This window comes from Macrococcus psychrotolerans, from assembly GCF_038095555.1.
GTDB classification, from domain to species: Bacteria; Bacillota; Bacilli; order Staphylococcales; family Staphylococcaceae; genus Macrococcoides; species Macrococcoides psychrotolerans.
Window position 1 is genome coordinate 1,856,439 of sequence record NZ_CP124591.1, and the last position, 26,895, is coordinate 1,883,333.

The following is a 26,895-nucleotide window of genomic DNA, read 5'->3' on the forward strand; positions in this document are numbered from 1 at the left end:
ACTAAAAAGGGGGGTAAAGTAATATTCAGTGGTATCGCTATTATCATGTCACTTATTCTCGTTTGATTTATTTATCATCGTATTCATTACTTCTCTACTTAAATTTAAAAGCACTAAAAATCAGGAGTTTCGCATCCTATGTTTTAGTGCTTTTAAATATTTTATATCTCAGGGTTGATTCGAACGTTCGTTAGCGACTTCTGGAGATTTTATATTTTTAGCGGCTGAACTCAGCAATAGTAAAGTGTAGTAAATTGAGTATTGACTCTAACTAAGATGTATATGTAGAAGATATCGAGTTAATCACAACTTTCCATCACATTAAATCAATATAAATATCATTATGTAATATCATAAAAAATATTAATTAAGAATTTTTTAATATTTATAGAATTTCATTGCTGCAGTAATATACTCTGGAAATGCAGCTTTAAATTCTGTCACATCAGAGGTTGTAATTCCTATAACCCTAAAATTTTTTGGTACTTCAAAGGTTGCGCCGCTTCCAACTGGTCCAATTGTCGCACGCTGTTGTTCTTCTAGCACAGGCAGCGATACTGTCGTTCCTTGTGATGCATAAACTAATGGTTTAAGTTGCTCAGTCGTCACATGGTCAATATGCTCTATGATAATTGTATCTGGCACTTCAGTGGCAAGTGCTTCAGTGATGATTCCGCGATTATATGTATAGTGTTGACCTGACTTAATATATTCCCCGTAAAGGTTTGCTTGTTTCCAAGTTGCATCCGCAATAAATAATTTAACTGCATGCGCATCTAATTTCATAAATTTAACAACTGTTTTCATCCCGTTTACATGCTGTGGCAGACTGAAGATATGAAAGAGCTTTTGCTGCACTGTTACGTCATGTTGTTCTAATGCAATGTTTTTTGTTGTATCTGATAATCGCTTTGCTTCAAAGAACTTCTTATCCATTGCTGCTTTTCGCGCGCTGTATTGTGCTGTTTCTATCACTTCATTTATGGAAGGTGCTGTAGGCGTCGCTTTCGTTTCAGAAGGTTCTAACATGGCTTGATATTGATTTTTAGTAATCTCTGTCACAGATTCATTCCATTTTTCGTCTAAGAAATATTGTGCACGCAACATCAGTTCACGATCTAATTCATAAATTGTTCGAGGTGTCACATCTTCGATATATTTAATGATAATTGCAGTTGCATCTGTTCTCCCAGGCACGGGTTTATTCCCATGCTTTCCTTTAACGACTTCTGCAATACCATATATCCCACGTTCCGGCTTCGTTTTATAGATAATGACCTTATCTTCTGGTTGCATCTCTCCATAATGTTTATAGCCTAAACGATGTACACCGTTAACGTTGCTGACATAAATGGTATACTCCATACCTGATTCAAATGGTATTTCTTCTTTCATTAAGAAGTAACGGTTAATTTTTTCTTTATACTGGCCGACATTAATAATTTTGTTATAGTCCGCTTCTGAGATCGGATTCAGCAACTGCTCTTTCATGCTTTGTATCGTCTCTTTTAAATTTTCATCTCGAATTAAATAGTCTTTCGTAAAAGGTGCAAGCTTTGTATCATATTTAAAATGAATTTTAATTTGTCCACGTCTTGGCTCTTCGACTTTAAGTACTTCTCCAGCCCCAAGTAAACCAATTTTATTTTGTACAAGGTAAAAGATGACGCGATCTCCAGGGTTTGCACGTTTAAATGCCTGGTATCCCTCATTCGGATTAAAATGCACTGTCGAATCAAAAACTGAGACTTGGTTCATCAAATCCTCAAAATGATTAAATCTATTATAACCGCAATTCAACCAAAAATAATTCACACAAATTCCTCCTAAATCCACTTATAATTCTTTTTATTTTACATTATCCTTCTTAAATAATACTGCAAGAAACGCAAGTAACACTGAAAATGACAGTTTCTTTTTCATTATACTCACCTACCATATATGTAATACTTGCTGCATGACTAAACTCATTACGATTACAACCATCCATGTGATTGCACCTAACGCTAGCGGTTTGATACCAACTTTGAAAAACTTGCCTATATCTACCGTCATACCTATTCCAGCTAAAGCTGTACTCATTAAGAATGTAGATAAAGTCTTAATATATGATGTGATATATTCCGGTATCGGAATAATACTTGCAACGATACTCGCTATGAAAAAATACAATATAAACCAAGGGAAGACCTTTTTTAAATTTACAGAGGATTGACCTGCCTGCAATAATGCGAATATTAAACAAATCGGTACTATCATAAGTGCACGTACAAGTTTGACGACCGTTGCTGTATCTCCAGCATCCTCACTAAATGCATAACCTGCTGCAACTACACTACTCGTATCGTTTATCGCTGTACCGGCAAAATATCCAAAGCCTGTATCACTAAATTGTAACCAGTGACCGACTGTCGGAAAGACAAATACTGCAATAATGTTAAATAGGAAAATTGTAGCAATAGAAAATGCAATCTCTTCATCTTTCGCTTTAATTATTGGACTTACTGCTGCAATTGCTGATCCCCCACAAATTGCTGTGCCTACGCCAATTAAAGTACTTAAACGCTGATTAACACCAAATAACTTGCCCACTAAAACACCCACACTTAAAGCGGCAGCGATGCTCGTGATGATGAGCGGAAAGGATGATGCACCTAGACTCAATGCTGCTTTAAAACTAAGCGTAAATCCCATCAGAATAATGCCGTATTGAAGTAACTTCTTACCACTATACTTAATACCTTCTTCATAAGGTGCTGTATTTATTAAATTGCCTATGATTATACCAATAATAATACTGAAGATCATACTACCAACTAACGGGAAAATATAACCCAAGTATGTGGCAATCAGTGCGACCAATAGACACAAAAACACTCCTTTAACCTTCATCACATCGCCTCCACTTTCTAGTTGAGTCTATTATATCTAACATGTGATGATATCTAAAGCACGAATTCATTATACCTATTGATTACGAACGTATGTTTGTTTATAATTAAAGGATATTGCTAAAAACGAGGTTTTAAATTGAATTTATTATTATTGTTTCTCACATTAAACTTTTCATCCTTTCAAAGTGATATGCCAAAGGTACCGGCGACCTTCGATCGTGCTATTGATGGAGACACAGTTTCATTGAAAATTAATAACCGCAAAAAGACAGTCCGTCTATTACTCATTGATACGCCTGAGTCAAAAAAACCAAATACACCCGTTCAGCCATATGCTCTTGAAGCGGCACGTTATACAGAATCACTTGTAAAGACTTGCGATCTTAGTGTCCAATACGACACAAAAGGGAAGAGAGATCGATACGGGAGAGAGTTAGTCTATCTTTACTGTGGTAATACAATGATTAATGAACAGCTGGTCAGACAAGGATACGCTCGAGTCGGCTATGTGTATCAACAGAAAGATTATTTAAATCGAATGCTGGCGGCAGAACGAAAGGCCAAAGCTGAAAGTTTAAAAATATGGTCTCTTAAAGGATATGTGAACGTTGACGGAGAAGGTTTTAATTCTACTAAAGAAGAAAGACAGCAAGAGACAGATATTATGCTGAAGATTAGAGAATCACTGCATCGCATACTAGATGCAGCGATAGATGGATTAATCAAAGGAATAAAGTCCGCCTTCACATCATAAGAAAATATGTTATAATGGAATAGAAAATAATTAAATAACGCATTCTTATAAAGAGAGATTGAGGGACAGGCCCAATGATATCTCAGCAACCGGTTCGCAAGAACACGGTGCTAATTCCTGCGGAGTAATCCGACTATAAGAACCTTACAACGCTTCTTATAGGAGGCGTTGTTTTTTTATCTTCAATACAATAAAAAGGGAGCGTTAATCATGAGAAATTTAGAAGATTATAGAGCATTAAAGCAGGAACTCACAAAATGGAACAGCATTACACCAACTAGTTATGCAGCGAGCATTGCACGAACAAACAAAATAAAAGAACTGAAACGCCAACTCGGTAATGATCAGTATGATGAGGCAGATGCACGTAACGATGAATTTCTATTACGCCATGAAATCAAATCGTTACATATCGAACTCGCACGAATCGAAAAACAACTCATCGATAAGTATCAAGCACTTCACAGTATTTCCTAAGCAGAATAAAATAAGAGATAGCAGACGCTATCTCTTTTTTAATGTATAAATACATATCTTGATACTTGCCATTGATTAAGCGTACGGTAACCAATCACCCCTACACCCGTTGCATAGTTCATCTCTGAAACAAGAATCGTGCCATCTGCGTTTACTCTTTCAACAAAAGCAACATGTCCATAATATCCATCAGACGTTTGTGCAATCGCACCATAGGCCGGCGTTTTATTTACAGTATAACCGTCTTTAATCGCACCATTTGCCCAATTACGTGCATGCCACCAATAAGTAGAAATTCCTTTTCCCATGGATGCTCGTTTATTAAACACGTACCATGTACATTGTCCGTTATCATATAAATTAGAATGTGCAAATACCGGTGTAACGAAATTGGTAACTGTAGTTGAAACAGGCGCATGTGATGCTACCGGACGCACAGTAGGTGTGCTTTGTACTCCATTACCTTTAACAACTAATCTCTGATTCGGAAATATTAAATCTGATGTCAGACCATTCAATGATTTAAGTTGTGCAACGGTGATGCCATAACGATTAGCAATTAAAGATAAATACTCACCAGGCTTCACAACATGGGATGTTGCATTACTTGTCACTGCAATTGGCCTTGTTGTGGATACTGCCGTTGTCGTTGTAGTTCCAGATACTTTAAGTCTTTGCCCAGGAAAAATTAAGTATCCTGTTAAATTATTCAGACGCATAAGTTCATTTACAGATGTATTGTAACGATACGCTATCAAAGATAAGCTATCTCCAGATACTACAGTATGTATCTTCCCACCACTCTGTACTGCAGGACGATTCACTGTTTGTACAGTAGTTGGTCTTGTATTGCTTACAGATCTTGATACTTGTAATGATTGATTCGGAAAAATCAAATTTGAAGACAAGTTGTTCAGTGTCTTAAGTTGAGCAACTGATGTGTTATATTGATTGGCAATAGACCATAGTGATTCCCCAGCTTTGACTCTGTGTTCCGCTGCGTCTGCTTGGTAAGAATAAGCTGATGCGGCGGCTGTAGCTGTTATAGCAGCGAAAGTTAATTTCTTCTTCATACAAGTCCTCCGTATAATAATTGTTAAAAAATAAGATATTTATATTATTACACAAAATATATATGCATAATATTACAGTTTCCTTTCAATTTTAAAGTTTTCTCCAAAAACGAACTATTTTAGCACATATACCTATTAAAACATTTAGCTTTGAAAAACGTTGATATATCAATAATTAGATCGATTCATTAAAATAAAGCCATTATAATATTTCGACATTTTTTAAGTATCTCAATAACAATCTTTACATTTCCTTGTTACGATAAGTATTAATAATACAATATTCTGATTAAATTTTATTGTTTTACTATCATATCAATAAAACTTGTAACAATTTTGCAATATTATATATGAGGTTCATTATTTTATCATTTTATGGCTAATTTTCGTATCTATTCGTTAACCATGATATAATTGTCTCATCATTTAAGAAAAAGGATGAATTGTATGAAGCCTACTGCACCAAAATATAATTTCCATGACATAAAAGAACTAAAATTCGGAGAAGAAATTGGTAACTCTGTATCTCATGGTGTGCCTGCCCTACTCATCTTATTTACTCTTCCTTATTTTGCGGTACAGTCATATGTACAGCACGGTAGCCTTTTTTCTTTCGGTATCAGTGTGTTTTTAATCAGCATATTCCTAATGTTTATCTCATCATCTATCTATCACTTAATGCCACCGAAGTCTGTTCATAAATTAGTGATGAGAATCATAGATCATGCGATGATCTATATCGCTATCGCCGGCACATATACACCTGTCGCATTAAATCTGGTTGGAGGGAAGCTCGGCATCACAATTATGATCACCCAGTGGGTTATTACTATTGTTGGTATCGTCTATAAGGCAACAGCAAAACATGTGAATCCAAAAATTAGCCTTGCCATGTACTTAGGAATGGGCTGGCTTGGTGTCCTACTGTTTCCATCGTTAATCAGTAAAGCAAGTTTGACTTTTATACTGCTCATCATCGCCGGTGGGTTAATGTATACGATAGGTGCATGGTTCTATGCACAGAAAAACCGTCACTACTTCCATATGATCTGGCATTTCTTTATAATCCTAGGTGCTTTATGTCATTTCATCGCTTTGCTTTATTTTATACAATAAATAAACGTGACACGAGCAAACACTCGTGTCACGCTTGTTATTCTCCGACTAGCAATCCATTATGTTTATATATTTTAAACGTCTGGATTAAAAAATTATTATGTTTATCTATTGCTTTCACTTTGAAATAACTGCCACCTGCATCTTCTTCATCATTTCCAGCAATTAAGACGACCTGTTTATCTGGATTCTCTTTTATTAAACGTGCCATATGTTCTGTTCTGACTTTTTCTATTGCGCCATCAATATTTGCAACTTGCTGTGTGCGCTGTTTTACTACAGGCGTCACACTATAATCATTAAAGTCGTAAACCTCCATTCTTTTATGTTTTTTATTATAAGAGAGATCATATACAGTGACCACTTTACTTTCAATATTATTTGTTCCATTAGATTTCATTATTCTTGATACCTTTACATGGACGTGATGCTTATTATCTTCTTCTATAGATTCAATGTTATATGATCGAATCTGATAATTATCAAACATACCTGTCTTCAGTTTATTTTTAATATACTTATCCGCTTCTGAACCCGCTTTAATATAAGGCTGAATTAATTGATATTTACGTATATTATATGCTTCCGGCATTTTCCTCATCAATTGCTTCATTGTTGACTCAGCAAGATCCTTATATGCTACTTTATAAATCTGCTTAACAGGTACACTTTCCTGTGCATTTGTCGTACTTTTTTTCACTGTCTTACTTATTTGATTGTCATCTTGACTGCATGCTGTAAGTAATAATATTATTAATGGCCATTGATACTTTATTAATTTCATAAGCATCCCCCTTTATTAGCTTTATAATATCACAATCTTCTCAACTTCTGATCTGTGACATTTATCACGCAAATATATTGTGCAACATCATATTTTTATATTAATGTATTATTTTTTCATTTTACATGTTATATTCTAATAAAATAGAAGGAGGTGCCTACGATAGAAGCATTAAAAGCCTATGAAATCTTCGATCGTTTTAATAATAAATGGAGCTGTACTATATATAGAAATTTACAGTACCAGGAGGCCCCTTCTTTTATGCGATTGCGTTGTAGTGCGCTCAACTATAATCGTATCATGGAAACAAATAATGACGAACAAACTTTACTTCGATTATTACGTTATATTACAATTTATCTCGACGAACTCCAGTTTGTGAGTCATGATACTGTGCGACTAGTAGATGTCTCTCCTTTACCTGAACAATAAAAAATTGTGAAGAATATCCAACATTCTTCACAATTTTTTATTTCATAATGCGATTAACCTCCAAAATACAGTGAACTAAATAATATAAGCAGTATAAGATCGAACACGTGTCTGAACATATTTTCTTTAAATGCATTTCTATCGAGACTATCTAGTAATCCTAATATCAATAGTGCTGCGAAAGATAATACGATTAATAAATTCAGGTTTACTTGTGTTACTAATCTTATGATAATCATAAAAATAACAGCAATATTTAATATATTATATGCTCTATTCCAAATTGTTGTAGTTGTTTTATTCAAAGGTACTTTTCCTCCTCAGTGTATATTATTTCTTCTTTCTTTTTTTCTTTTTCTGTTTAACCTGAACGACTTTACGTTCCTTTTTCTGCTGTGTCTTATGCCCATTTAAAGACCAAAGACGTGTATCAATGATCGCACGAACGATATACTCAGGTAATGTAAGATCCTCTACTTTTAAAAATCCACTATTTTCAATCTGCTGTATATGCTTCAATATGAATTCCGGTGTATCATTTGCACGTAGACCAAATATAATTGTGTCTGTGATTAATTGTGCTGTATATGTTCCTCTATATTCTTCTGTTACCATGTCATCTAACAATGTTCTCAGTGCCTCTATCGCTTCTGATGGTTCAGTAAAGTAAGGATCTTTGTAGTTCAGAAACTCCGATTCAGTAGCTGGCTCATAGTACTTCTTACCATGCGTTAAAGCTTTCATATTCAAGTTAACTTGTGCTAAATCGCGATGTTTAACACTTCTATGTTGAATTAAATCTTTATATTCAGGTAATAGGCGTGTTATTTCTTCTTTGATTGTCTGTTCATCTTTTTGAAGTCCTTTATATTTATATTGAAGTTTTGCGAGCTGCTTTAAACTTACAAATCCATATAAATTGAACGCACTATGATAGAACTCTATCAGCTGGATATCACTGTTAATATCCGGATGAGTTTCGATAAATTGCTTGAAATGTTGTTTCACATCTTTTGGAATTACGAGATGTTCATCTGCTTCAGGATAGAATAGAAATAATGTATCCGGAATATCTCGATTAAACCTCACAGTTTCATTATCACTTACTGCAAGCTCATAAAAGATGAGCTTATAATCGCTCGATAATTCTTGTAATAATCGTGTCAATAGTTGGTCATCTTCAAAGTACGTACTTTGAATCAACTCAATAAGTTCATCTTTATTCTTTGAAGAAAATCCTTTAATATCAAAATTTCTGCAAATATCTTTAAGTTCTTCTTTAGATAATGACTCTAAATACCATGTTAAATTCTGAACATTATGTGTCATATATGCCTCCGTATAATAATCGTCTTCATTCAGACATGCAAACTTACTTAATTGTACCAAAAATAAATTCTATATAAAACTTTCTGAATCATAAGAGCAATGAGATAAAGCAATTCTATCTTAACCCATCACTTTCTTCTAACGTACAAATTGAATTATTTGTACCAAAAATCACGCAATTCAAAGGAATTATGACGAATTATTGTAGTAATTGTGAATATCCAAAAAAGCACATTATATAGTGATAATATATTAATCAAATACTATATATAGTGATAAGGAGTACGAATATGAGTGAAGTTATAGAACGTTTACAAGAAGATCTCACCCGTTTAACAAATGAAGTGAGTGACGTAATCCATGAGAATGCAAATAAAGATCCAAAGCGATTCACTACGATGCGAGATTTAACCGCAGGGACTGTCGCACGTCATATTGGATTAAGCATGTTACCTAAGCATGTCAAGGACGCTCACGTTAAAGGAGAAATCCACTTTCATGATTTAGATTATCATCCTTACCAACCTATGACAAATTGTTGTTTAATAGATGTCGGCCACATGTTACAGAACGGCTTTATTATGGGAAATGCACATGTCAATCCGCCACAATCCATTCAAACCGCTGCAGCACAGATCAGTCAGATTATTGCGAATGTTAGCAGTAGCCAATATGGCGGCTGTTCTATAGATCGTATCGATGAAGTATTGAGCAAATTTGCTCATCTTAACGCATTAAAGCACAGGCGTAACGCTGAGCAGTTCGTTACGCTGCATTTGCAGGATGACTATGTTAAGAGAATGACAGAAAAAGATATATATGATGCAATGCAGTCATTAGAATATGAAATAAACACTTTATATACGAGCAATGGTCAGACTCCATTTGTAACATTTGGTTTTGGACTTGGTACAGATGTTTATGCGAGAATGATTCAGCGCGCAATTCTAAGTAATAGACTAGTAGGTTTAGGTAAAGAAAAGGTTACTGCAATATTCCCTAAACTTGTCTTCAGTATTAAAGACGGCATTAATTTCAAAGCAGGAGATCCAAATTACGATATTAAACAGCTTGCATTACAATGTTCTTCTAAGAGAATGTATCCAGACATATTGAATTACAAAGCACTTACCGATCTCATCGGCGACTTCAAAGTACCGATGGGCTGCCGCAGTTTCTTAAATCTATACGAAGAAGATGGGCAGATTGTTAATAGCGGTCGTTGTAATTTAGGTGTTGTAACGTTGAATCTTCCCAGAATCGCCCTCGAATCAAGGGATACAGAACAGTTCTTATCCATATTAAGGACACGATTAGACATCGCAAAAGATGCTTGTTTATATCGTATCCATCGCCTTAAAGATGCTACCCCTGAAAATGCACCGATACTTTATCTACACGGTGCATTCGGTAAATTACTGCGTCCAGACGATGATATTACACAACTATTCACGCAAAGACGAGCAACTATAAGTATCGGTTATATCGGACTGTATGAAGTCGGAGCGGCCTTATTCCACCCGAACTGGGAAACTGATGAGAAAGCTAAATCCTTTGTGGAGCAAGTACTAATTACGATGAAACAGTATGTAGCACAATTAACGGAGCAGTACGACGTACAATTCAGTATATATGGTACACCAAGCGAGTCACTTACACACCGCTTCTGCACTTTAGATTACGAGAAATTTGGTCCGTTAGAGCATATTACGGATAAAGGCTATTATACGAATTCCTTTCACTACGACACAAGAAAGGCCGTTACTCCATTTGAGAAACTGACATTTGAACAACGCTTTGCAAAACATTCGTTAGGTGGCTTTATACATTACTGTGAATACCCTGATTTGAAGCATAACTTAAAAGCGCTTGAAGCAGTATGGGATTATTCCTATGATAAAGTCGGTTACTTAGGAACGAACTTACCGATTGATAAATGTTTTGCGTGTGGGTTTGAAGGGGAATTCGAAGCGACTGCAGATGGCTTTATGTGTCCGCACTGCCATAATACTGATCCTGAAACGACCGATGTGATTAAGCGCACTTGCGGTTATTTAGGACAACCACTTAAACGACCGATGATTAAAGGCCGTCATAAGGAAATACAATCTCGAGTTAAACATATGTGTTCAGTATGAGCAATATCGCAAAGATTATGCCAGCATCAATGGTTGATGGTGAAGGTGTACGCGTCAGCGTATACATTTCAGGATGCAATTTTCACTGTCCAGGTTGTTACAATGCAAGTATATGGGACTTCCATAAAGGTACGCCTTGGTCAGAAGCGCTTAAACTTGAAATTATAGCATTATTAGACCACGACTATATCCAAGGTCTTTCTATTCTCGGTGGAGAACCATTGCAGAATGCTGAACTTACACACGAACTCATACGTTCAGTAAGAGAACATTTCGGACATTCTAAAGACATATGGCTCTGGTCCGGTTATATGATTGAATGGATATCACGTTCGTCTTTTGCGTTTATATTAGATGATATTGATGTCCTCATTGATGGACCCTTTGTAAAGTCTCTTTATAGACATAACTTAAAGTTTAGAGGTTCTCTTAATCAGCGAATACACGACTTAAGTAAAAAACGCACACCTTTCAAATGAATTGGAGGGTGTGCATTGTATTTATTACTACTTTCTTCTAGCAGATATAATTAGCATCATCGGTCTTCTGAGTTCATCTTTCATTTCAGGATTGGACTCAAGCATATCTTTACTAGGTTCAGGTTCATCAATGCCCTTAATAACAAAGTTGTTATCAATCAGCACACTCAAATAATGTGATAATGTACGATGGTATTTACGAACTTCTTCTCCAAGAAAATTCGTCTCACGTTCTCCTTCTTTATAGTAATTGTCTACCGGCCAATATAATTTATTCCCTTCCTCATCATATATCCACTGTTGAGAGCCTTCAGCTGTATAAACAGGATGTTCTATACTAAAAATAAATGTGCCATTAATCGTGAGCACTTCTTTTACTTGTTCAACGACATCTTTGAATGAAGGCATATAATGAATGGCAAGTGAACTCATCACTACTTCAAACTCGTGGGGCTCAAAATGCATTTCGTCCATAGACTGCTCAAGAAATGTTATTTTATCGGCATCAGGTTGTTGCCTGGCATGTTTTAACATCTTTTCAGAAACATCTATTCCTACTACTTTTGAAGCACCAGCCTCAACTGCATATTGACAATGCCAGCCATAACCACACCCTAAATCTAATACCGCTGCATCTTCTAGATTGGGTAACAATGATTTAAACGCTTCCCATTCACCGGCGGCCTCTAATCCATTTTTCGAACGTTCCATCTCACTATAGTTTTGGAATAAGGTGTCATCGTATCGTTTATCCATATTTTTCCCCTTTTATTCTTGTTTCAAGAAATCCAAAGCTTCTTTTTCAAAGTTTTCTTTTTCTTCAAACAGCATCGCATGCCCACTCTTTTCAAATGTAATAAGTTTGCTACCCGAGATATATTGATGTATCGTTTCAGCTTCATCTTGAGGAATAAGTTCATCATACTTCCCATTTAAAATCAGCGTCGGTGCTGTAATGGACTTAAAGTCTTCTACATTAAAATCAATTGTAGATAATATTACTGCATCTTCTTCCTTGTCTGTCAGTCCATTAGATGTTTCAATCATTTTCTTATAATATTTCTTAATAGCCTTAACATCATGATACATATAATCCATCAACACTTCGTTACGCTTAGAGCGTGATAATGTTCTTAGTATACTTGCATACTTGTAATGAAATTTCTGTTCTGCTTCGTAATAACTCTGTTGACCGATGCTCATAACTACAAGGTGATTCACGTACTCTGGATACTTTGCAGCGATACTACCTGCAACCATTCCACCGAGGCCAAAGCCCATGAAATGTGCATTTTTAATAAACAATTTATCCAGAACTGTTAGCACATCCTCAATATAACCATCCATTGTTATCGTCGTGAGTTTATCAGACAGGCCATGCCCTCTTAGGTCGATCTTTATTAATTGAAAATCTTTAAAGGCATCGTTAAATGCGTCAAACATTGACGTATTCATAAATTGGCCATGAATCATGACAAGCGGATAACCTTTCCCTCTAATTGTATAGTGTATTGCAACATCGTTATTTGTTAATGCAAGCTCCATAAAACACCTCGTTATCTTATAATCTTCGCAAATTCATGTACATCTGATGATTCATCATAATTATAATTTTCAGTGTACTCTACTGTCTTTATTGTACAGTTATTTTTAATTGTAACATTATCTCCACGTACAAGTTCTGCAACAATATTTTCTAGCGTCACGACCGAACCATCGATTGCTCTTACTGATAATCTCGAATCTTTGTCTTTAAGTAGTAACATTTCACGTTCTGCTTTCACTTGTACTTCCTCGCCATTTAAATAACGGATATTACTGACCTCACTGACAATAATCTCCGCCGCTTGCACTGTCAGATCATTATCGAGCTGTAATGAGCCTGTTGACCTAAAACGTTCCGAGTTTATTGGTCCACGTGCAACCACTACCCCTGTTGAATCGAATTTTTCACTTCTCAGTCCACCTTCAGTCTGTAGACGCCCTTTATTATGAATAGATGCGGATATTGTATCACGATTCACTCTAAGCTCTGCATCTTTATCGATTGTCAGCTGCTCTGTTTCAAGGGTATCTTCTATATTCAATGTACCAGAAACACGAATAAATGGTGCATTGACTTTTCCTTGTACAGTGAGGGTTCCTGTTTCATGTATCATTATTTCATTTGCTTCAATGCTCGAAGTTACAGTTACAGGAGCACTTACTTCTATCTTCTCAAATATTCCACCTTCTACGCTTGCAGGTTCGTTCCAATTGATCATTGTCATGTAATCGTCTCCTCGTCTAAAATATTTAATATTTCTATCATTGTATGTGTTTTCATTTCTTTAGTATTTATCAGTCGTATTCCTGTACCGACTGCATCCACAATTTCATCACCTGTTACAAATAATGTATCTTGAGGGCGTGTGTCTAATGAACGACACATCTCAATCAACTGTGTTTCACCAATCGTATTTTCTTCTGTAATGATTGTATGCGTAATATAATTTTCTATACCCAGAACATCGATAATATAACGCTCATGCTCATACTCACCGGTGGCAATCACTCCAATTTTATAACCTCTATTTTGCAGTCTGGTCACGGTTTCTTTCATATTATTAGTTTCTGAAGCGAATTTAGGGAAATTTAACGTATAATCCTGCATAAGCTCACGTGTTTCAATGTATGTAATACCAAGCTTATCAATAACAGCCTGATACACACGCTTAACCGGAACTGCACCTTCTTTATCATATGTTATAAAGTAGTTGATAAAATCTTGCTTTTGCACTTCAGTAAAGTAGGTTCTGTAATATTCATACTGTGCATCTAAAAAACGCTCAAGTGATAACTTCCTATCTAACAATACTGATTCCATATCAAATATTATAGCCTTAACCATATTATCCCTCCGTTAGCAGTATTATACCCTATCTGATACACTGTTATCATATAAAAAGGAGGGAGAAACGATGTGGACAAAAAGAAAATTAATTGGAAAGCAAGATTATAAGGTCTTTAAAGTCATGACCGCTCAATTTAGCTATTACTCAAATACTGCTGAATTCTATCAAATTGAGGCACCACATTGGATTAATATTATCGCACGATGTAAAGATGATATCATTATGATTCATCAGTATAGAATCGGTATCGAAGATTACAGTTTAGAGTTACCCGGAGGAATTATAGAAGAACAAGATATTATCACAGCCGGAATGCGCGAGCTTGAAGAAGAAACAGGTTATACAGGTACGCCTGAAATTATTGGCACGATGCACCCTAATCCAGCACTTTTTACAAATCATCTCTATACGTTATATGTGAAGGATGCATATTATATAGCGACAAATAAGCTAGAAACATTTGAAGATATCACTGTATATCATGTGCCCTTATCAGAAATACACAGAAAAATAGCGCATGGTGAAATTACCAATGCGCTGACACTTGCGAGTTTAATGCAATTAATCTCGAGATATCCTCATTTGTTTGACTGTAGTAATGAATAATAAAGGCAATCCAATGAGACACATCATAATACTCACTGGAATTTGTACAGGAGGCACGATAACTTTTCCCAGGAAATCTCCAAGTAATATAAGTATAGTGCCAAGTAAGGCTGTCGTATGCATTTTACTTAAGAAATTTCCACGCATAAAGAAACGCACAAATGGTGGAATAACCATTCCGACGAATCCAATAATACCTGTGAAACTAATCAAAATTGCTGTTGTAATACTTGCAATCGTTAATAATAAATACATAAAACGCGTGGCTTCTAATCCTAATACATGTGCATGCTCCTGCCCTAGTGACAATAATTCTAACGGTTTATGGTAATAATAAAGTAATAGTATTCCTATGATACTGATAGGGAGTACAATGATCACTTCATTCAAAGATACATTATCAAGAGTGCCAAAAAGATAATTCATAATATCCCTAGTTTTATCAGGAAAAAAAAGTATAAGCATATACAGTACACTAGAACAGAACAGATTAATGAACATTCCAGTTAGCACAACCCATACCGACTGATGACTTACTTTAATCATCATGCTAAGCAGTATTACAACGAGCAACGTGATTAAACTCATCACGATTCCACTGACCGCAATCATCACAAGCGACAGTCCTGTAATTACACCAAATGCACTACCAAGACTGGCACCACTTGCAATACCAAGGGAAAAGCTGTCCGCAAGATTATTCCTTAATATAATCTGAAAAGTTAAACCACTTAACGACAAAACAGTACCTGCAACAATTCCCATAATGACACGCGGGATTCGTACTTCCAATAATATAGACCGATTAAGTGGATCCGTTAAATCTAGCCATCCATTATCAAAGAACAAATGACCACAAATGATGCATAATATGATACAAAACAAGTGTTTATTGTGCATCTTGTATCGTTTCAGCAAGTTCTTTTAACCCTTGTGCGATACGTGGACCCGGCCTTGAAATTTCATCCTCATGGATCGTGTATACAGCACCATGCTTCACTGCATTCACATTGCTGAATCCCCCACGTTTTTCTACTGAAGCTTTATATGCTTCATCCGATAAGTCACTTGTTGCAATGATGACATCAGGATTCCGTTTAATAATGGCCTCTGAATTTACTGGCTGCCATCCATTGATATCATGGAAGACATTGACACTACCGAGCTGGTGAATCATGTCATCGAACAACGTCCCTTTACCACCTGTATAAATCTCAGGCGCCGGAGACACTTCTACTAATACCTTTTTATCAGCCAGTTTGTTGTGATACTCAGCAATCACTTGTTTTATATCTTCTTTAATTTTCGCTTCAAGTTGATTCGCTTCTTTTTCTTTATGTATAGCTTTACCGATCTGATCGATACTGGTATACATTTCATCGAAGTTTTGAGCATCTTTTACCGTTACCACCGTAATTCCTTTATCACTTAGACGCTTTAAGACCTTTTCTTGAGAGGTCATCGATTCATGCGCAAAGATTATCGTCGGTTTTGCTTTTAACAACGCCTCGTAGTTCAACTGCATCGCATCAAATTTTTCAAGGTTTTTAACTTCTTTGGGATAGTCGTCAACGGTTGACACACCAATCATTTCTTCTTCCATACCCAGTGCATAAAGAATCTCAGTATTACTTGGCATCAATGAAATAATACGTTCTTCCTTTACTTTGTTTGTTTGTCCGTTGCATCCCGTTAATACGCATAAAGTTATCAATAGAATAATTATTCTTTTCATTTTAGGCTCCTCGTAATAAAAGGGTGGGACAACTAAATGTTCCACCCTTCATATTTAATAGGAATTACATCTTCTCTGGACTAGACACACCCACTAATGTCAATGCATTCTGTAATGTAATTCTAACTGCTTCAATCATTGCTACATGTGCACTTGATTTTTCGATATCATCTGTTAATACTTTTTCAGCATTATAGAACTTATGGAAATGTGCTGCAAGATCCTGTATATAATTTGTAATGCGGTGTGGTGCACGGTGTTCTGCAGCTTGCTCAATAACACTTTCAAAGTCTGCGACACGCTTTAATAATTCAAATGCTTTTTCATTTGTAATTAAAGCATAGTTCGCGTCTCGACTTGGTGTGATACCTGTTTCTTTCGCCTGACGTAACATCGAGCATATTCTCGCATGTGCATATTGTGCATAGTAAACTGGATTGTCACTAGATTCACTTTTCGCAAGTTCCATGTCGAAATCAAAGTGTGAGTCTGGACTTCTCATCGTTAAGAAATAACGTGCTGCATCAATTCCCACTTCGTCCATAATATCACGAAGGGTAATTGCATTCCCTGTACGTTTACTCATCTTCACTTCCTGGCCATCTTGTAATAGACGTACCATCTGCATGACTTGAATTTCAAGACGTTTTGAATCAACACCAAATGTTTCAAGTGATGCTTTTAATCGATTAATATAACCATGGTGATCCGCACCGAATAAATTAATTAACGTATCATAGCCTCGTTCAATCTTATCATAGTGATAGGCGATGTCCGGTAAGAAGTACGTATAAGAACCATCTTTCTTAATCAGTACACGATCTTTGTCATCGCCGAACTCCGTCGTACGTAACCAAGTTGCACCGTCTTCTTCAAAGATATAACCGTGTTGTCTCATCTGTTCTAACGCTTTATCGATTTCTTTATTCTCATACAACGATGTTTCACTGAACCAGTTATCGAAATGTACATTAAATTCCGTTAAATCTTTCTTTAACTTCTCCATTTCGTAATCTAATCCAAGTTTACGGAATGCTTTAATACGTTCAGCTTCCTCAACATCTTTATATTCAGGATGCTTCTCTGCTAGATCTTTACCGATTTCGATAATATCTTTACCATGATAACCGTCAGCCGGTAACGCTTTGTCTTCACCTAACGCTTGTAAAAATCTAGCTTCAATTGAGTATGCTAAGTTTTCAATTTGTTTTCCAGCATCGTTAATGTAGTATTCACGTAACACATCATATCCTGCAGCAGATAACACATTACATAACGTATCTCCTACAGCTGCGTTACGCGCATGTCCGATGTGGAGGCTACCTGTAGGATTCGCAGATACATATTCCACTAAGATGCGTTCATCCTTCGGTTCACCTTTTCCAAAATCTTCTTTTTTCGTTAATGCTTCTGTAATAATTCCTGTTAAATACGCATTATCCATGTAGAAGTTAATAAATCCAGGCCCTGCAATATCGATCTTTGATACGTCTGCTTTTTGAACATCTAAGTTGTCGACAATGGCTTGTGCAATCTCTCTTGGATTACGCTTTGCGAGTTTTGTTAATACCATCGCAATATTTGTTGCGTAGTCTCCGTTTTTTGTATCTTTTGGATTTTCAATTTTTATTTCAGGCACTTCTGTTACAAGTTCCGCTTTTAATATGGCTTGCTTTATTTCTTCAATTAACGTTTCCTTCTGCTTTTGTACGATATTCATCATGCTCTCTCCTTATATGTCAGTTCATAAGAATATGTTCCTATGACCGTGTTGTTTGTTGTGATTGAATATTGTATATAGATATGGCCAGATGTGCCTTCTCTTTTTATAACGAGCTGATTTGTCGTTATATCCATAACAGCTTTCTGATTTGCCATATGATAAATATTCTGCGTTGTTTCTGTAGGTACAAATAAGAAATCCATCGATAATTCGCCGATACGCCGAATCCGGATACGATTCTCCTCTAATTTTACACGAACGCTTGTTGCAATATTATCAAGCTTCTCTGTATACGTAATATATGAATGCTGCTTGTCGATCAGTTGTCCAACTGTGTTAACTTCAAACATTTCAGTCTCTTCTTCAGTCTTAATACTTTGTAATACATGAATATCAATGTCCATACTGTTCACCACTCTTTTAGTATAGCTTATATTATATAAAAAATTAAAGAAAGCAGGTATAAAAATACCTGCTTTCTTTAGTGTCCTAGCTATTTTTATAGCTATTCATATCTTACTTCTCTTAAGCAAAAAAAACAACCGTTAAATCAGAAGTTCATAATTGTCATAATTTTGACAAATTTTACTCTGCAAGTATCGTTTTTAATGCATCATCAGACAATTCCCACATACGTGCATCATGTTGCATTAAAAATTCTTTTAATACACGACGACTGTCTGCATCAATATGTTCGAGGATATAGTGGTGTTTCATCGATTTATCCATCATATTCACATGTTCTGCCATCACTTTATAGCCACGCTTACGCACTTTGTTCACCGCCATATAGCATGCTGTGACGCCTGCATAATATGGTCCTCGTTCACCACGTTCAGTTGTCACCCATACGAGCCAGTATTCCTGTTGATCTGGACCTTCTGTTTCAGATTTATCACTGACCCATTTCACGCGTTTTTCAACTTCACTTCTTGCATGCATCGCTCCGATATCTATAAAGGCATGCTGCTCTTTAATATCAATAAATACAGGTGCCACGTTATCAAGACTTATTGCACCGATATTAGTGCCTTTATGTCCATCTAATGGATCATTCTTTATAATGTTAAACTGAAAATCTGCCATATTTTTCACCTCTAATTTAATTCATTGAGTAAGTTAATAATGGATCCTTTTAATTCTGGATCTCGAATATTAAGTATAAGCTCTTTTGGATAATAAAGCTTATAATCCTTTCTATCTAACCCGGTAATACTATTAATAATAACAGATTGCGTACTGATTTCCTTAATTTTGTTATTGCGTGTTAACAGATGGATTGGCTTTCGTTTATTAATGCCGGGTCGGTTGTAATCATAGGGTAAGTCACTGAAAGCATCAAATACTAAATAGTATTCAGAGTCAATTCCTGCTTTTTCAAACAAATCAGTCAGCTCTGCAATGGTAATCTGGCTGCCGTCAAATGGTAAGTACTTAAAGAGATCACGATTAACAAAACGGCGAGACAAATCACTCAGTATCGCATCTTCTTCATCAATCCACTCCTGAAGATAATAGTTAATTACCATCTCATCTAACTTCAAATAATGTGTAACATCAACATCCTTCGAGTTAAAGAACGGTACTAAATATTTTGGCGGCTCTTTAAACTTATATCCTTCGTCATACAGTAGCTTGGCACGCTTAAAAACGCGATTAAGTAGTACTTCTCCACCTCGACTTACCGGATGAAAGTAGACCTGCCAGTACATCTGGTAACGGCTCATCAAATAATCTTCTACAGCGTGCATACCACTTTCTTTAATCACAACTTCATCTTCTGTCGGACGCATCAGCCTTAACACACGTTCCATATCGAAACTACCATAGCTTACCCCTGTATAATATGCATCGCGCTGAAGGTAATCCATTCTATCTGCATCAATTTGAGATGAAATCATAGATATGACAAGCTTATTTGCATGTGTCTTATTAATTACATCCGCCACTTCTTTAGGGAAGTCAGAATGCACTCTAGATAACACTTCATTGACTTCAGTAGGTCCAAGAATGATTTTTTGCGTATACGCTTCATGATCAGTGTCGAATATTTTCTCAAAGCAATGTGAGAATGGTCCATGTCCTAAATCATGCAGTAATGCAGCACACAGTGCTAACGGACGATCTTCCTCATTCCATGCAGAGCGTCCCATAAAGATTTCATCAATCATGCGACGTACAATTTCATAGACACCTAATGAATGATTAAAGCGAGAATGCTCCGCAGAATGAAATGCCAGATAGAGCGTTCCAAGCTGCTTTATGCGACGCAATCTCTGAAATTCTTTTGTTTTAATTAAATCCCAGATAATCTGATCGCGGACATGTATGTAGCGATGTACGGGATCTTTAAAAACTTTTTCTTCAGGCATTTTCTTAAACTGGTAGCTCATAGGGTCCTCCTAAACATTCTTATCAACTTCATCTTATCATAGAATGTTGATATCTATAATTTTTAAGAATTATTATAATATTTTAAGAAATATTCAATGTTTCTTAATGGGTCCCTATTTACAAAAAAATAGCCCAATAAAAAACTCTGCATATGCAGAGCTTTTTTATTGGACTTCTATCTTTACTTCGCCTACTGTCTCATAGACCGCTTTATAAATCCCTTTTTCAAGACGCTTTGGCAAAATAAATGTTCCAGATGAGACAAACATTCCTTGTGTAAGTTTTCTGTCGTATTCAGCAATCGCTTCAACGAGCCATTTCACACTTTCTACTGGATGTCCTAATACTTCAGACGAACGCCCTTCAGCAATCACTTCATCATTTAAATATAGTGTTCCTTTTATATCTTTAATGTCATCATAACTGCAAACCTTACCTTCACCAAAGACAACGGCTCCGCTCACGGCGCTATCAGTAACAATTTCGGCTACGCTCATATTTGGAAACCAATTCGTATAACGCGCATCCGGAAGTTCAATTCCTGGTGCTATAACACATTTCCTCATGATATCAGATACACTATCTCCTTGCTCTAATGTTTCTTTCACAATAAACACGAGTTCAAGTTCTAGTAATCCTTCATTGAATTCACCTAGAGCGACACGTTCCGATAATATCGTTTTATCTGTCATCGCACCATATAATGGACTATCACTATTAAACATACGCTGTGTCTCTTCGCTCGTAAGAGAAACTTTATAGCCTTTTAACGTTTCTGTTTGCTCTTTTAATTTCAAAACCTCATGCTGTACATCATATGCTGTTGCTAGAGACATCGTTTCAGGAACAATATGTTCTTCTAGCACCTTTCTTTGCTGATATGCATCAAACAATGGTTCAACATATTGATTGCTACTCATAAAAACACTCCCTATAATGTCTTTTTAAGCAGACCAGATAATACTTTCTCACCAAGAATGTCTTCTTCATACTCACGTACAAGCTCGAACCCTTCTCTATAATAAAACTTCGTTGCACGTTCATTGTCCAGTGCAACCTCAACAAAGACTGCATCATACGTGTCGAAATAAGACAGACCATTATGCAGGAGTGCCCTACCGATCGCATGACGCTGATGCTCTGGCAAGACATAGATAGCAGATAAATTCAGAGCTTTTCCGTAGATGAAATTTGCGAATCCTACGATTTCTCCATCTACTTCCGCTACTAAAAATAGTGTCTCTTTAATTCTCTTTTCTAGTCTTGAAGTGCTGAACGATGCTTCTAAAAATTGAACACTTGTGCTCGCTGTCATTATATTCTTATATGTATCGTGCCATGCTTTTGTGACCACATTTTTGATTTGAACAATATCATCTTGTGCTGCTTTACGAATACTTACCATTTCCATTCTCTCCTACTTCAGTTTAAAAAATTAATATCTTTTAATTATACCATTTAATTATCAGAATTGCACGACAACTTAATTGAACTGTGTTCGCTTTAAAGCTGGAGTCCCTATTGTTGTCGCACACTTAATAAACGTTAAATAGTTCAACTGTTTCATCGGAGAGAGATGTTTAATATAGATATAATGATATTCTAGATATGGTCTTGATCCTCGCGCTAATTTATAATCTTTGGCACCTGCACTGTTATTAATAGCATATCCATTACGCTTAGCAAATTCATATAACAATCCACTCGTTATAAAATAGAGGTGTTTAATGGATTGATTCATACCAAAATAAGCTGGAAATAATGTGTTCCCCGCTTCCTGTACAGCCATAAACGATACGATGCGCTCTTCATCCTTTAAGACAAACCACTGCAAATTCGTAGACTCATACATAAACTTAAAGAATTCAGCTGTATAGTGTGGATTAAAATGAGAATACTTATCTAAATATACTTGTTCATATAATGGAACTAATTGCGCAAAGTCATCATCTTCAAGCGTCATCGTAAATGTTAATCCACTCTTATTAAATTTCTTAATATCTTTCTTTAAATCTTTACGTTCGTTCTTATTGTGCTGTTCATTGCTATCATATATGTATACTGCTCGAGATATAAGACGTTCGTAACCCGCGTTATTAAGCAATTTCATTTCATGCTTATGAAATTTATCATTTAATGTACGGAAGCAGATGGCATGCTTTGGATAACGCTCTGATAGCAGCTTTGTAATCAACTCAATTTGGTCAAATTCACACCCTTCATACATTGTTGTCGACATAAAAGAAGGGAATACCGTTACTGTTTTTTCACATGCTGGATTCAGCACAAAGCGCCCGACTGTAAGCATTGCATTCGTTACAGGTTTTAAATATGCAGGCAGGTTCATACGGTTTGTTTCGCTTACCATTTCATCAATATACTGACCCCTAAACGAATGAATCCACGATTGATTCATTCCGCCGTCTTTAATGCTGAACGGGATAAGCTGTCCATTCAATATCATAACTTCTACACGGGCATGCACATTCCTGATGCCACGCGTAATACCTTCCATCATATAACGTAAATATTCACGCTCTTTAATGCCAATAACAATCTGTTCAAATGGTATCTCTGTATAAGTGCTATAGAATGTCATACACAATCCTCTATTTCTTTGTCATAAGGTCATCGTTCCACTCAATATCATAAGTCGTAATCGTATTCACAGTCGTCTTCAGTGACTTCGCTGTTAACCACCACTGCGCACCACTGATAAGCTGCTCAAAGAATATCCCTTTTTCACTCGGATGCCAGAATATATCCTTGCCGTACTTCAAACGTTCTAAGTTATGTTTCTTAGGTCGCATAATGAAGTTATAGAGGGATACGAATATTAGCTGACGCGCTTCATATTTCGGTGTGCACGACTTTAACTCCCATACTTCAGGTTGCATAAATAAGGCACCATTAGTTGCACGCGGGTTACACTCAATAAAGTAATATTCACCGGTTGTATCACAATGAATCACATCAAATGCGATTTGATATGACCAGTTTAAATTGCGAATAACGCTTTCGATAATTTCCTGTAGTGTCTCATTTTTCTGCGAATGAAAGTGTGTTGAACAATTGTAACTATCATGTGTGTTCGATAAATATAACGATGTACTTAAACTTCTTCCTTCATACGCAAAGCTATAAGAACACCATTCTGTCCCTTTAATTAATGTCTGAATCATAAACGGAAATTCGATTAATCGCTGATTCTCTAACTCCATACGTGATAATTTACGTACGGATTGTCCGAAGCGTCCATATGGCTGCTTAACAATATATTCATTTCCTGGGTAATCATTCATAAACTCTGTTAAATCCTGATGATTCATAATATATTCTGTATCCGGGACTTTAAATCCCATCGCATCGATTAACTTTGTAAAGTTATATTTATTATGTACTGAAAGCATCTTCTGAATTTCTTCAACATAAATAGGTGCATTAATTTGTAATTTCATATAAGAAAGATAGAACGACTCTTCATTCAATGGTATAACAAGATCAATGTGATATGTGTCGATAATATCATTAATATCCTGAATATAGAGTTCTGTAGAAAATCGTGGAGAAGTGGTTATTATAAATTGCTCAATAAACTTTGACTTCTTAATACTTACTTTCTTCGTAGAGTCCGATAGGTAAACCTTTCTACCAAGCGCGACCTGCTGTTGCACTACTTCATACGAAATTGGTGCACGAGCACCAGTAATCAATATATTCACGAAATCTTCCACCTTTCATGTATGACACTTTATATTTATCGTAACAGAGAGATATTAAACACGTGTTAATTTGCATTAAAGAAATATGTGGAATATTAAGCTGTATATTTAAAAGTATAAAAAAGCACAGAAAATATCATTCATTTTCTGTGCTTTAGTGCATCTAACCTTTATTTAATTTCGCTTTTAGCTTCGCGTTCTGCTCATCCAGTCTGCGTTTACGTTCGGCATTACGCTTCGCTAAACGTGCCTCTTCTTCTGGATCACGTTTTTGAGAAAGACGTTTCTTCACTTTCTCCATCAGCTCATCTTCAGTAAGTGCTGCAAGCGGGCGATTGTTCACAAATGCAAAAGTTTTCTTACGTCCTGGTCCACAGTAAGACTGGCATGCAATTTCCACTTCAGCATCTGGGTCTAACTTTTCTAATTTTGGTAACAACGTTCTTAAACACACACCTTGGCAGTCATCACATACCTGAAACTTATTACGCATTTATGTCACCCTTCCTGATTTATCTTCAATTTACTATTACGTTCAATCATGCGCTCGAAATATATATTATACAATGTCCACATGTCGTTTGTCATCTCATTATTTGAAAGTGTTGCACCCAGTGCTTTCATCGCAAACAATAATTTAAACAGCACTTCTTCAACAGACAACTTTGTCTCGAGCAATTCTTCAAGGCTTGCCATGCATGATGGATCAATATCCGGATAATGAAACTTCGTCTCTTGCCCGTTCAATGCAATGTCATAAAACTGACGCATCAGCTCGGCGCGCTCGCCGCCACTGCCCTCAATACACAAATAAATCTGGACTGCAATTCCACCTTTAACACGGCGTTGCGATATGCCTGCAAACTTCTTACCATCAATGCTTAAGTCATAGCTCCCCGGACAATACGAGCGCGTAATTTCTTTCGCTTCAATACGTTTACCGTACGACGCAAACATCTCCTGCACAAGTTCGTACATGTACTCATAACCTGCATCAATCGAAAAGCTGATATCCCCTTTAAATATGAGAGAAATATTCAGCACACCTGCATCAAGCACAACACCTAACCCTCCGGAATTACGTACAATCGCACCATATCCTTGATTATTCAAGTATTCTATCCCTTCAGCTAAATATGGTAATCTCGCATCATGAATTCCAAGTATAACGACATGATTATGTACCCACGTTCTCACTACAGAATCATTACCTTGACCCACTAAATGACAGTACATATCATCAAAACTAAAGGACTGCATCGGCTGCAGTCCTGTCGTATGATCAACATATTGCCATTTTCCTTCGAAAATGGAACCTGTCATTATAGTGATTGTGCTGCAGTAATGATTGATAATGATACTACATCTTCAGTAGAACATCCGCGTGATAAATCATTTACTGGTGCATTTAATCCTTGTAAGATTGGTCCAACTGCGTCGAATCCACCTAAACGTTGTGCAATTTTGTAACCGATGTTACCCGCTTCTAATGAAGGGAATACGAATACATTTGCATCACCTTGAATTGGAGACTCAGGTGCTTTCTTCGCTGCAACTGAAGGAACAAACGCTGCATCAAACTGGAATTCACCATCAATTACGACACCTTGTAAATCGCTTTCTGAAGCTAACTTCTCCTGTGCTAATTTCGTTGCTTCTGTTACTTTCTCAGTTTCAGGTGTTTTTGCTGAACCTTTCGTTGAGAAGCTTAACATTGCAACTTTCGGTTCCATACCGAATTGTTTTGCAGTCTTCGCTGATTCAATCGCAATCTCGGCTAATGCTTGTGAATCTAATTGAGGGTTAATTGCACAGTCACCCATAACGTACTGTTCTTCTCCACGCATCATGAAGAATACACCTGATGTACGAGATACGCCTGGCTTCGTCTTAATAATTTGTAATGCAGGACGTACAGTATCCGCTGTAGAATGTGCTGCACCTGATACTAAGCCAGCTGCATGACCAGCATATACTAACATCGTACCAAAATAGTTCGGATCCTTTAACATTTCAGTCGCTTGTTCTTCTGTCGCTTTACCTTTACGGCGCTCTACAAACTTCGCAATTAAGTCTTCACGTAATTCGCTCGTAGCCGGGTCCATTATTTCAATACCATCAATCGCAACACCTAACTTTGTAGCAAGTGCTTCGATTTCAGCTTTATCACCTAGAACGATAGGTGCAACTTTATCACCTTTATGTAACTCAACTGCAGCTTGTAATACTCTCTCATCGTTACCTTCAGGTAGTACAATCTTCACATTCTTCCCTGAAAGTTTCTCGTTTAATACTTCTAATAAATTAGCCATAATAGCCTCCCGAATGAATTAAATTATTTCCGT

30 protein-coding genes and 1 riboswitch are annotated in these 26,895 nt (G+C 36.3%); of the genes, 7 read left to right on the top strand and 23 right to left on the bottom strand.

From position 1 onward, the window contains the following. Window positions 1-378: 378 nt before the first annotated feature. Both QA539_RS09740 and QA539_RS09745 read right to left on the bottom strand, forming a co-directional pair. On the bottom strand, window positions 379-1,815 hold the full coding sequence (locus tag QA539_RS09740; RefSeq protein ID WP_219493242.1) for an EVE domain-containing protein: 1,437 nt from the start codon (window positions 1,813-1,815) through the stop codon (window positions 379-381). A gap of 117 nt (window positions 1,816-1,932) precedes the next feature. After that, entirely contained in the window at window positions 1,933-2,892 is a 960-nt protein-coding gene (locus QA539_RS09745; RefSeq protein ID WP_283722212.1) for a YeiH family protein, read from the bottom strand. 138 nt (window positions 2,893-3,030) lie between these two features. Between QA539_RS09745 and QA539_RS09750 the strand changes: the two genes are divergently transcribed. Both QA539_RS09750 and QA539_RS09755 read left to right on the top strand, forming a co-directional pair. Beyond that, complete coding sequence (locus QA539_RS09750; protein WP_419895154.1) at window positions 3,031-3,648, top strand: thermonuclease family protein; 618 nt, start codon at window positions 3,031-3,033, stop codon at window positions 3,646-3,648. Window positions 3,649-3,690: 42 nt separating this feature from the next. Continuing rightward, window positions 3,691-3,790, top strand: a riboswitch (SAM riboswitch). Between the two features lie 68 nt (window positions 3,791-3,858). Further along, window positions 3,859-4,125 carry a hypothetical protein gene (locus tag QA539_RS09755; RefSeq protein ID WP_219493246.1) on the top strand — a complete coding sequence of 89 codons (267 nt, stop codon included), beginning with the start codon at window positions 3,859-3,861 and terminating at the stop codon, window positions 4,123-4,125. A 38-nt stretch (window positions 4,126-4,163) separates the two neighbouring features. On the opposite strand, the gene QA539_RS09760 is transcribed toward QA539_RS09755, so the two are convergent. Further along, a complete protein-coding gene (locus QA539_RS09760) occupies window positions 4,164-5,198 on the bottom strand; it encodes a LysM peptidoglycan-binding domain-containing protein (RefSeq protein ID WP_219493247.1) in 1,035 nt (344 codons plus the stop codon). Window positions 5,199-5,645: 447 nt separating this feature from the next. Between QA539_RS09760 and trhA the strand changes: the two genes are divergently transcribed. Then, entirely contained in the window at window positions 5,646-6,314 is a 669-nt protein-coding gene (trhA, locus tag QA539_RS09765) for a PAQR family membrane homeostasis protein TrhA (RefSeq protein WP_419895155.1), read from the top strand. Between the two features lie 37 nt (window positions 6,315-6,351). Here trhA and QA539_RS09770 read toward each other — a convergent pair whose 3' ends face one another. Then, window positions 6,352-7,098 (bottom strand): TcaA NTF2-like domain-containing protein, encoded by a 747-nt coding sequence (locus tag QA539_RS09770; RefSeq protein WP_219493249.1) that lies wholly within the window; start codon window positions 7,096-7,098, stop codon window positions 6,352-6,354. A 261-nt stretch (window positions 7,099-7,359) separates the two neighbouring features. On the opposite strand from QA539_RS09770, the gene QA539_RS09775 reads away from it, so the two are divergent. Further along, window positions 7,360-7,530, top strand: coding sequence for a hypothetical protein (locus QA539_RS09775; protein ID WP_219493250.1), 171 nt, complete (start codon window positions 7,360-7,362; stop codon window positions 7,528-7,530). A gap of 53 nt (window positions 7,531-7,583) precedes the next feature. Here the strand turns inward: QA539_RS09775 and QA539_RS09780 are convergent, their stop codons facing one another. Then, on the bottom strand, window positions 7,584-7,835 hold the full coding sequence (locus tag QA539_RS09780; RefSeq protein WP_101039928.1) for a hypothetical protein: 252 nt from the start codon (window positions 7,833-7,835) through the stop codon (window positions 7,584-7,586). 25 nt (window positions 7,836-7,860) lie between these two features. Continuing rightward, on the bottom strand, window positions 7,861-8,859 hold the full coding sequence (locus tag QA539_RS09785) for a Rho termination factor N-terminal domain-containing protein (RefSeq protein ID WP_419895156.1): 999 nt from the start codon (window positions 8,857-8,859) through the stop codon (window positions 7,861-7,863). Window positions 8,860-9,161: 302 nt separating this feature from the next. Between QA539_RS09785 and nrdD the strand changes: the two genes are divergently transcribed. Together nrdD and nrdG are read left to right on the top strand one after the other, a co-directional pair. After that, window positions 9,162-10,997: an anaerobic ribonucleoside-triphosphate reductase gene (gene nrdD / locus QA539_RS09790; RefSeq protein ID WP_419895606.1), complete on the top strand. Its 1,836-nt coding sequence runs from the start codon at window positions 9,162-9,164 to the stop codon at window positions 10,995-10,997. Further along, window positions 10,994-11,476, top strand: coding sequence for an anaerobic ribonucleoside-triphosphate reductase activating protein (gene nrdG, locus QA539_RS09795; RefSeq protein WP_419895157.1), 483 nt, complete (start codon window positions 10,994-10,996; stop codon window positions 11,474-11,476). Before nrdD ends, nrdG begins: the two co-directional genes overlap by 4 nt. Before the next feature lie 27 nt (window positions 11,477-11,503). On the opposite strand, the gene QA539_RS09800 is transcribed toward nrdG, so the two are convergent. From QA539_RS09800 to QA539_RS09815, 4 genes are read right to left on the bottom strand one after another with little or no spacing between them, the layout of a single operon-like run. Beyond that, the gene (locus QA539_RS09800) at window positions 11,504-12,232 is read right to left on the bottom strand and encodes a class I SAM-dependent methyltransferase (protein WP_219493253.1); all 729 of its coding nucleotides are present in this window, start codon (window positions 12,230-12,232) and stop codon (window positions 11,504-11,506) included. Window positions 12,233-12,244: 12 nt separating this feature from the next. Continuing rightward, the gene (locus QA539_RS09805) at window positions 12,245-13,021 is read right to left on the bottom strand and encodes an alpha/beta fold hydrolase (RefSeq protein ID WP_419895158.1); all 777 of its coding nucleotides are present in this window, start codon (window positions 13,019-13,021) and stop codon (window positions 12,245-12,247) included. 11 nt (window positions 13,022-13,032) lie between these two features. After that, a complete protein-coding gene (locus QA539_RS09810; RefSeq protein WP_419895159.1) occupies window positions 13,033-13,746 on the bottom strand; it encodes a hypothetical protein in 714 nt (237 codons plus the stop codon). Next, on the bottom strand, window positions 13,743-14,366 hold the full coding sequence (locus QA539_RS09815; protein WP_419895160.1) for an HAD family hydrolase: 624 nt from the start codon (window positions 14,364-14,366) through the stop codon (window positions 13,743-13,745). Before QA539_RS09815 ends, QA539_RS09810 begins: the two co-directional genes overlap by 4 nt. A 70-nt stretch (window positions 14,367-14,436) precedes the next feature. Between QA539_RS09815 and QA539_RS09820 the strand changes: the two genes are divergently transcribed. Then, entirely contained in the window at window positions 14,437-14,976 is a 540-nt protein-coding gene (locus QA539_RS09820) for an NUDIX hydrolase (RefSeq protein ID WP_283722214.1), read from the top strand. On the opposite strand, the gene QA539_RS09825 is transcribed toward QA539_RS09820, so the two are convergent. The 13 genes from QA539_RS09825 to pta form a co-directional block, all read right to left on the bottom strand. Then, complete coding sequence (locus QA539_RS09825) at window positions 14,932-15,876, bottom strand: FecCD family ABC transporter permease (RefSeq protein ID WP_101039940.1); 945 nt, start codon at window positions 15,874-15,876, stop codon at window positions 14,932-14,934. The two genes, QA539_RS09820 and QA539_RS09825, sit on opposite strands and share 45 nt — an antisense overlap. Then, the gene (locus QA539_RS09830; RefSeq protein ID WP_419895161.1) at window positions 15,866-16,711 is read right to left on the bottom strand and encodes a heme/hemin ABC transporter substrate-binding protein; all 846 of its coding nucleotides are present in this window, start codon (window positions 16,709-16,711) and stop codon (window positions 15,866-15,868) included. The genes QA539_RS09825 and QA539_RS09830 overlap by 11 nt, the downstream gene beginning before the upstream one ends. Before the next feature lie 64 nt (window positions 16,712-16,775). Next, entirely contained in the window at window positions 16,776-18,431 is a 1,656-nt protein-coding gene (gene argS, locus QA539_RS09835) for an arginine--tRNA ligase (protein WP_219493264.1), read from the bottom strand. Beyond that, window positions 18,431-18,838 (bottom strand): DUF1934 domain-containing protein, encoded by a 408-nt coding sequence (locus tag QA539_RS09840; RefSeq protein WP_219493266.1) that lies wholly within the window; start codon window positions 18,836-18,838, stop codon window positions 18,431-18,433. Before QA539_RS09840 ends, argS begins: the two co-directional genes overlap by 1 nt. Window positions 18,839-19,019: 181 nt before the next feature. Continuing rightward, entirely contained in the window at window positions 19,020-19,520 is a 501-nt protein-coding gene (locus QA539_RS09845; RefSeq protein WP_219493267.1) for a YwhD family protein, read from the bottom strand. Window positions 19,521-19,531: 11 nt separating this feature from the next. Further along, the gene (locus QA539_RS09850; protein ID WP_219493269.1) at window positions 19,532-20,827 is read right to left on the bottom strand and encodes an HD domain-containing protein; all 1,296 of its coding nucleotides are present in this window, start codon (window positions 20,825-20,827) and stop codon (window positions 19,532-19,534) included. A 165-nt stretch (window positions 20,828-20,992) separates the two neighbouring features. Next, window positions 20,993-21,748, bottom strand: a complete 756-nt coding sequence (locus tag QA539_RS09855; RefSeq protein WP_419895162.1) for a 2-keto-4-pentenoate hydratase — start codon at window positions 21,746-21,748, stop codon at window positions 20,993-20,995. A gap of 11 nt (window positions 21,749-21,759) precedes the next feature. Beyond that, on the bottom strand, window positions 21,760-22,239 hold the full coding sequence (locus QA539_RS09860; RefSeq protein WP_015912328.1) for a GNAT family N-acetyltransferase: 480 nt from the start codon (window positions 22,237-22,239) through the stop codon (window positions 21,760-21,762). A gap of 72 nt (window positions 22,240-22,311) precedes the next feature. Further along, window positions 22,312-23,427, bottom strand: coding sequence for a peptidogalycan biosysnthesis protein (locus QA539_RS09865; RefSeq protein WP_419895163.1), 1,116 nt, complete (start codon window positions 23,425-23,427; stop codon window positions 22,312-22,314). A 10-nt stretch (window positions 23,428-23,437) separates the two neighbouring features. Then, on the bottom strand, window positions 23,438-24,550 hold the full coding sequence (locus QA539_RS09870) for an ATP-grasp domain-containing protein (protein WP_419895164.1): 1,113 nt from the start codon (window positions 24,548-24,550) through the stop codon (window positions 23,438-23,440). Window positions 24,551-24,713: 163 nt separating this feature from the next. After that, window positions 24,714-25,043 carry a DUF1450 domain-containing protein gene (locus QA539_RS09875; RefSeq protein ID WP_086039284.1) on the bottom strand — a complete coding sequence of 110 codons (330 nt, stop codon included), beginning with the start codon at window positions 25,041-25,043 and terminating at the stop codon, window positions 24,714-24,716. Between the two features lie 5 nt (window positions 25,044-25,048). Next, the gene (locus QA539_RS09880; RefSeq protein ID WP_120785955.1) at window positions 25,049-25,873 is read right to left on the bottom strand and encodes a lipoate--protein ligase family protein; all 825 of its coding nucleotides are present in this window, start codon (window positions 25,871-25,873) and stop codon (window positions 25,049-25,051) included. Beyond that, window positions 25,873-26,862 (bottom strand): phosphate acetyltransferase, encoded by a 990-nt coding sequence (gene pta, locus QA539_RS09885; RefSeq protein WP_099482339.1) that lies wholly within the window; start codon window positions 26,860-26,862, stop codon window positions 25,873-25,875. Before pta ends, QA539_RS09880 begins: the two co-directional genes overlap by 1 nt. Between the last annotated feature and the right edge of the window lie 33 nt (window positions 26,863-26,895).

Coding starts and splice junctions, on each gene's coding strand:
- QA539_RS09745 (WP_283722212.1), bottom strand. CDS start 2,892: ATGAAGGTTAAAGGAGTGTTTTTGTGTCTATTGGTCGCACTGATTGCC.
- QA539_RS09755 (WP_219493246.1), top strand. CDS start 3,859: ATGAGAAATTTAGAAGATTATAGAGCATTAAAGCAGGAACTCACAAAA.
- QA539_RS09760 (WP_219493247.1), bottom strand. CDS start 5,198: ATGAAGAAGAAATTAACTTTCGCTGCTATAACAGCTACAGCCGCCGCA.
- trhA (WP_419895155.1), top strand. CDS start 5,646: ATGAAGCCTACTGCACCAAAATATAATTTCCATGACATAAAAGAACTA.
- QA539_RS09770 (WP_219493249.1), bottom strand. CDS start 7,098: ATGAAATTAATAAAGTATCAATGGCCATTAATAATATTATTACTTACA.
- QA539_RS09775 (WP_219493250.1), top strand. CDS start 7,360: ATGCGATTGCGTTGTAGTGCGCTCAACTATAATCGTATCATGGAAACA.
- QA539_RS09785 (WP_419895156.1), bottom strand. CDS start 8,859: ATGACACATAATGTTCAGAATTTAACATGGTATTTAGAGTCATTATCT.
- nrdG (WP_419895157.1), top strand. CDS start 10,994: ATGAGCAATATCGCAAAGATTATGCCAGCATCAATGGTTGATGGTGAA.
- QA539_RS09800 (WP_219493253.1), bottom strand. CDS start 12,232: ATGGATAAACGATACGATGACACCTTATTCCAAAACTATAGTGAGATG.
- QA539_RS09805 (WP_419895158.1), bottom strand. CDS start 13,021: ATGGAGCTTGCATTAACAAATAACGATGTTGCAATACACTATACAATT.
- QA539_RS09810 (WP_419895159.1), bottom strand. CDS start 13,746: ATGACAATGATCAATTGGAACGAACCTGCAAGCGTAGAAGGTGGAATA.
- QA539_RS09815 (WP_419895160.1), bottom strand. CDS start 14,366: ATGGTTAAGGCTATAATATTTGATATGGAATCAGTATTGTTAGATAGG.
- QA539_RS09820 (WP_283722214.1), top strand. CDS start 14,437: ATGTGGACAAAAAGAAAATTAATTGGAAAGCAAGATTATAAGGTCTTT.
- QA539_RS09825 (WP_101039940.1), bottom strand. CDS start 15,876: ATGCACAATAAACACTTGTTTTGTATCATATTATGCATCATTTGTGGT.
- QA539_RS09830 (WP_419895161.1), bottom strand. CDS start 16,711: ATGAAAAGAATAATTATTCTATTGATAACTTTATGCGTATTAACGGGA.
- argS (WP_219493264.1), bottom strand. CDS start 18,431: ATGAATATCGTACAAAAGCAGAAGGAAACGTTAATTGAAGAAATAAAG.
- QA539_RS09840 (WP_219493266.1), bottom strand. CDS start 18,838: ATGGACATTGATATTCATGTATTACAAAGTATTAAGACTGAAGAAGAG.
- QA539_RS09845 (WP_219493267.1), bottom strand. CDS start 19,520: ATGGCAGATTTTCAGTTTAACATTATAAAGAATGATCCATTAGATGGA.
- QA539_RS09850 (WP_219493269.1), bottom strand. CDS start 20,827: ATGAGCTACCAGTTTAAGAAAATGCCTGAAGAAAAAGTTTTTAAAGAT.
- QA539_RS09855 (WP_419895162.1), bottom strand. CDS start 21,748: ATGAGTAGCAATCAATATGTTGAACCATTGTTTGATGCATATCAGCAA.
- QA539_RS09860 (WP_015912328.1), bottom strand. CDS start 22,239: ATGGAAATGGTAAGTATTCGTAAAGCAGCACAAGATGATATTGTTCAA.
- QA539_RS09865 (WP_419895163.1), bottom strand. CDS start 23,427: ATGACATTCTATAGCACTTATACAGAGATACCATTTGAACAGATTGTT.
- QA539_RS09875 (WP_086039284.1), bottom strand. CDS start 25,043: ATGCGTAATAAGTTTCAGGTATGTGATGACTGCCAAGGTGTGTGTTTA.
- QA539_RS09880 (WP_120785955.1), bottom strand. CDS start 25,873: ATGACAGGTTCCATTTTCGAAGGAAAATGGCAATATGTTGATCATACG.
- pta (WP_099482339.1), bottom strand. CDS start 26,862: ATGGCTAATTTATTAGAAGTATTAAACGAGAAACTTTCAGGGAAGAAT.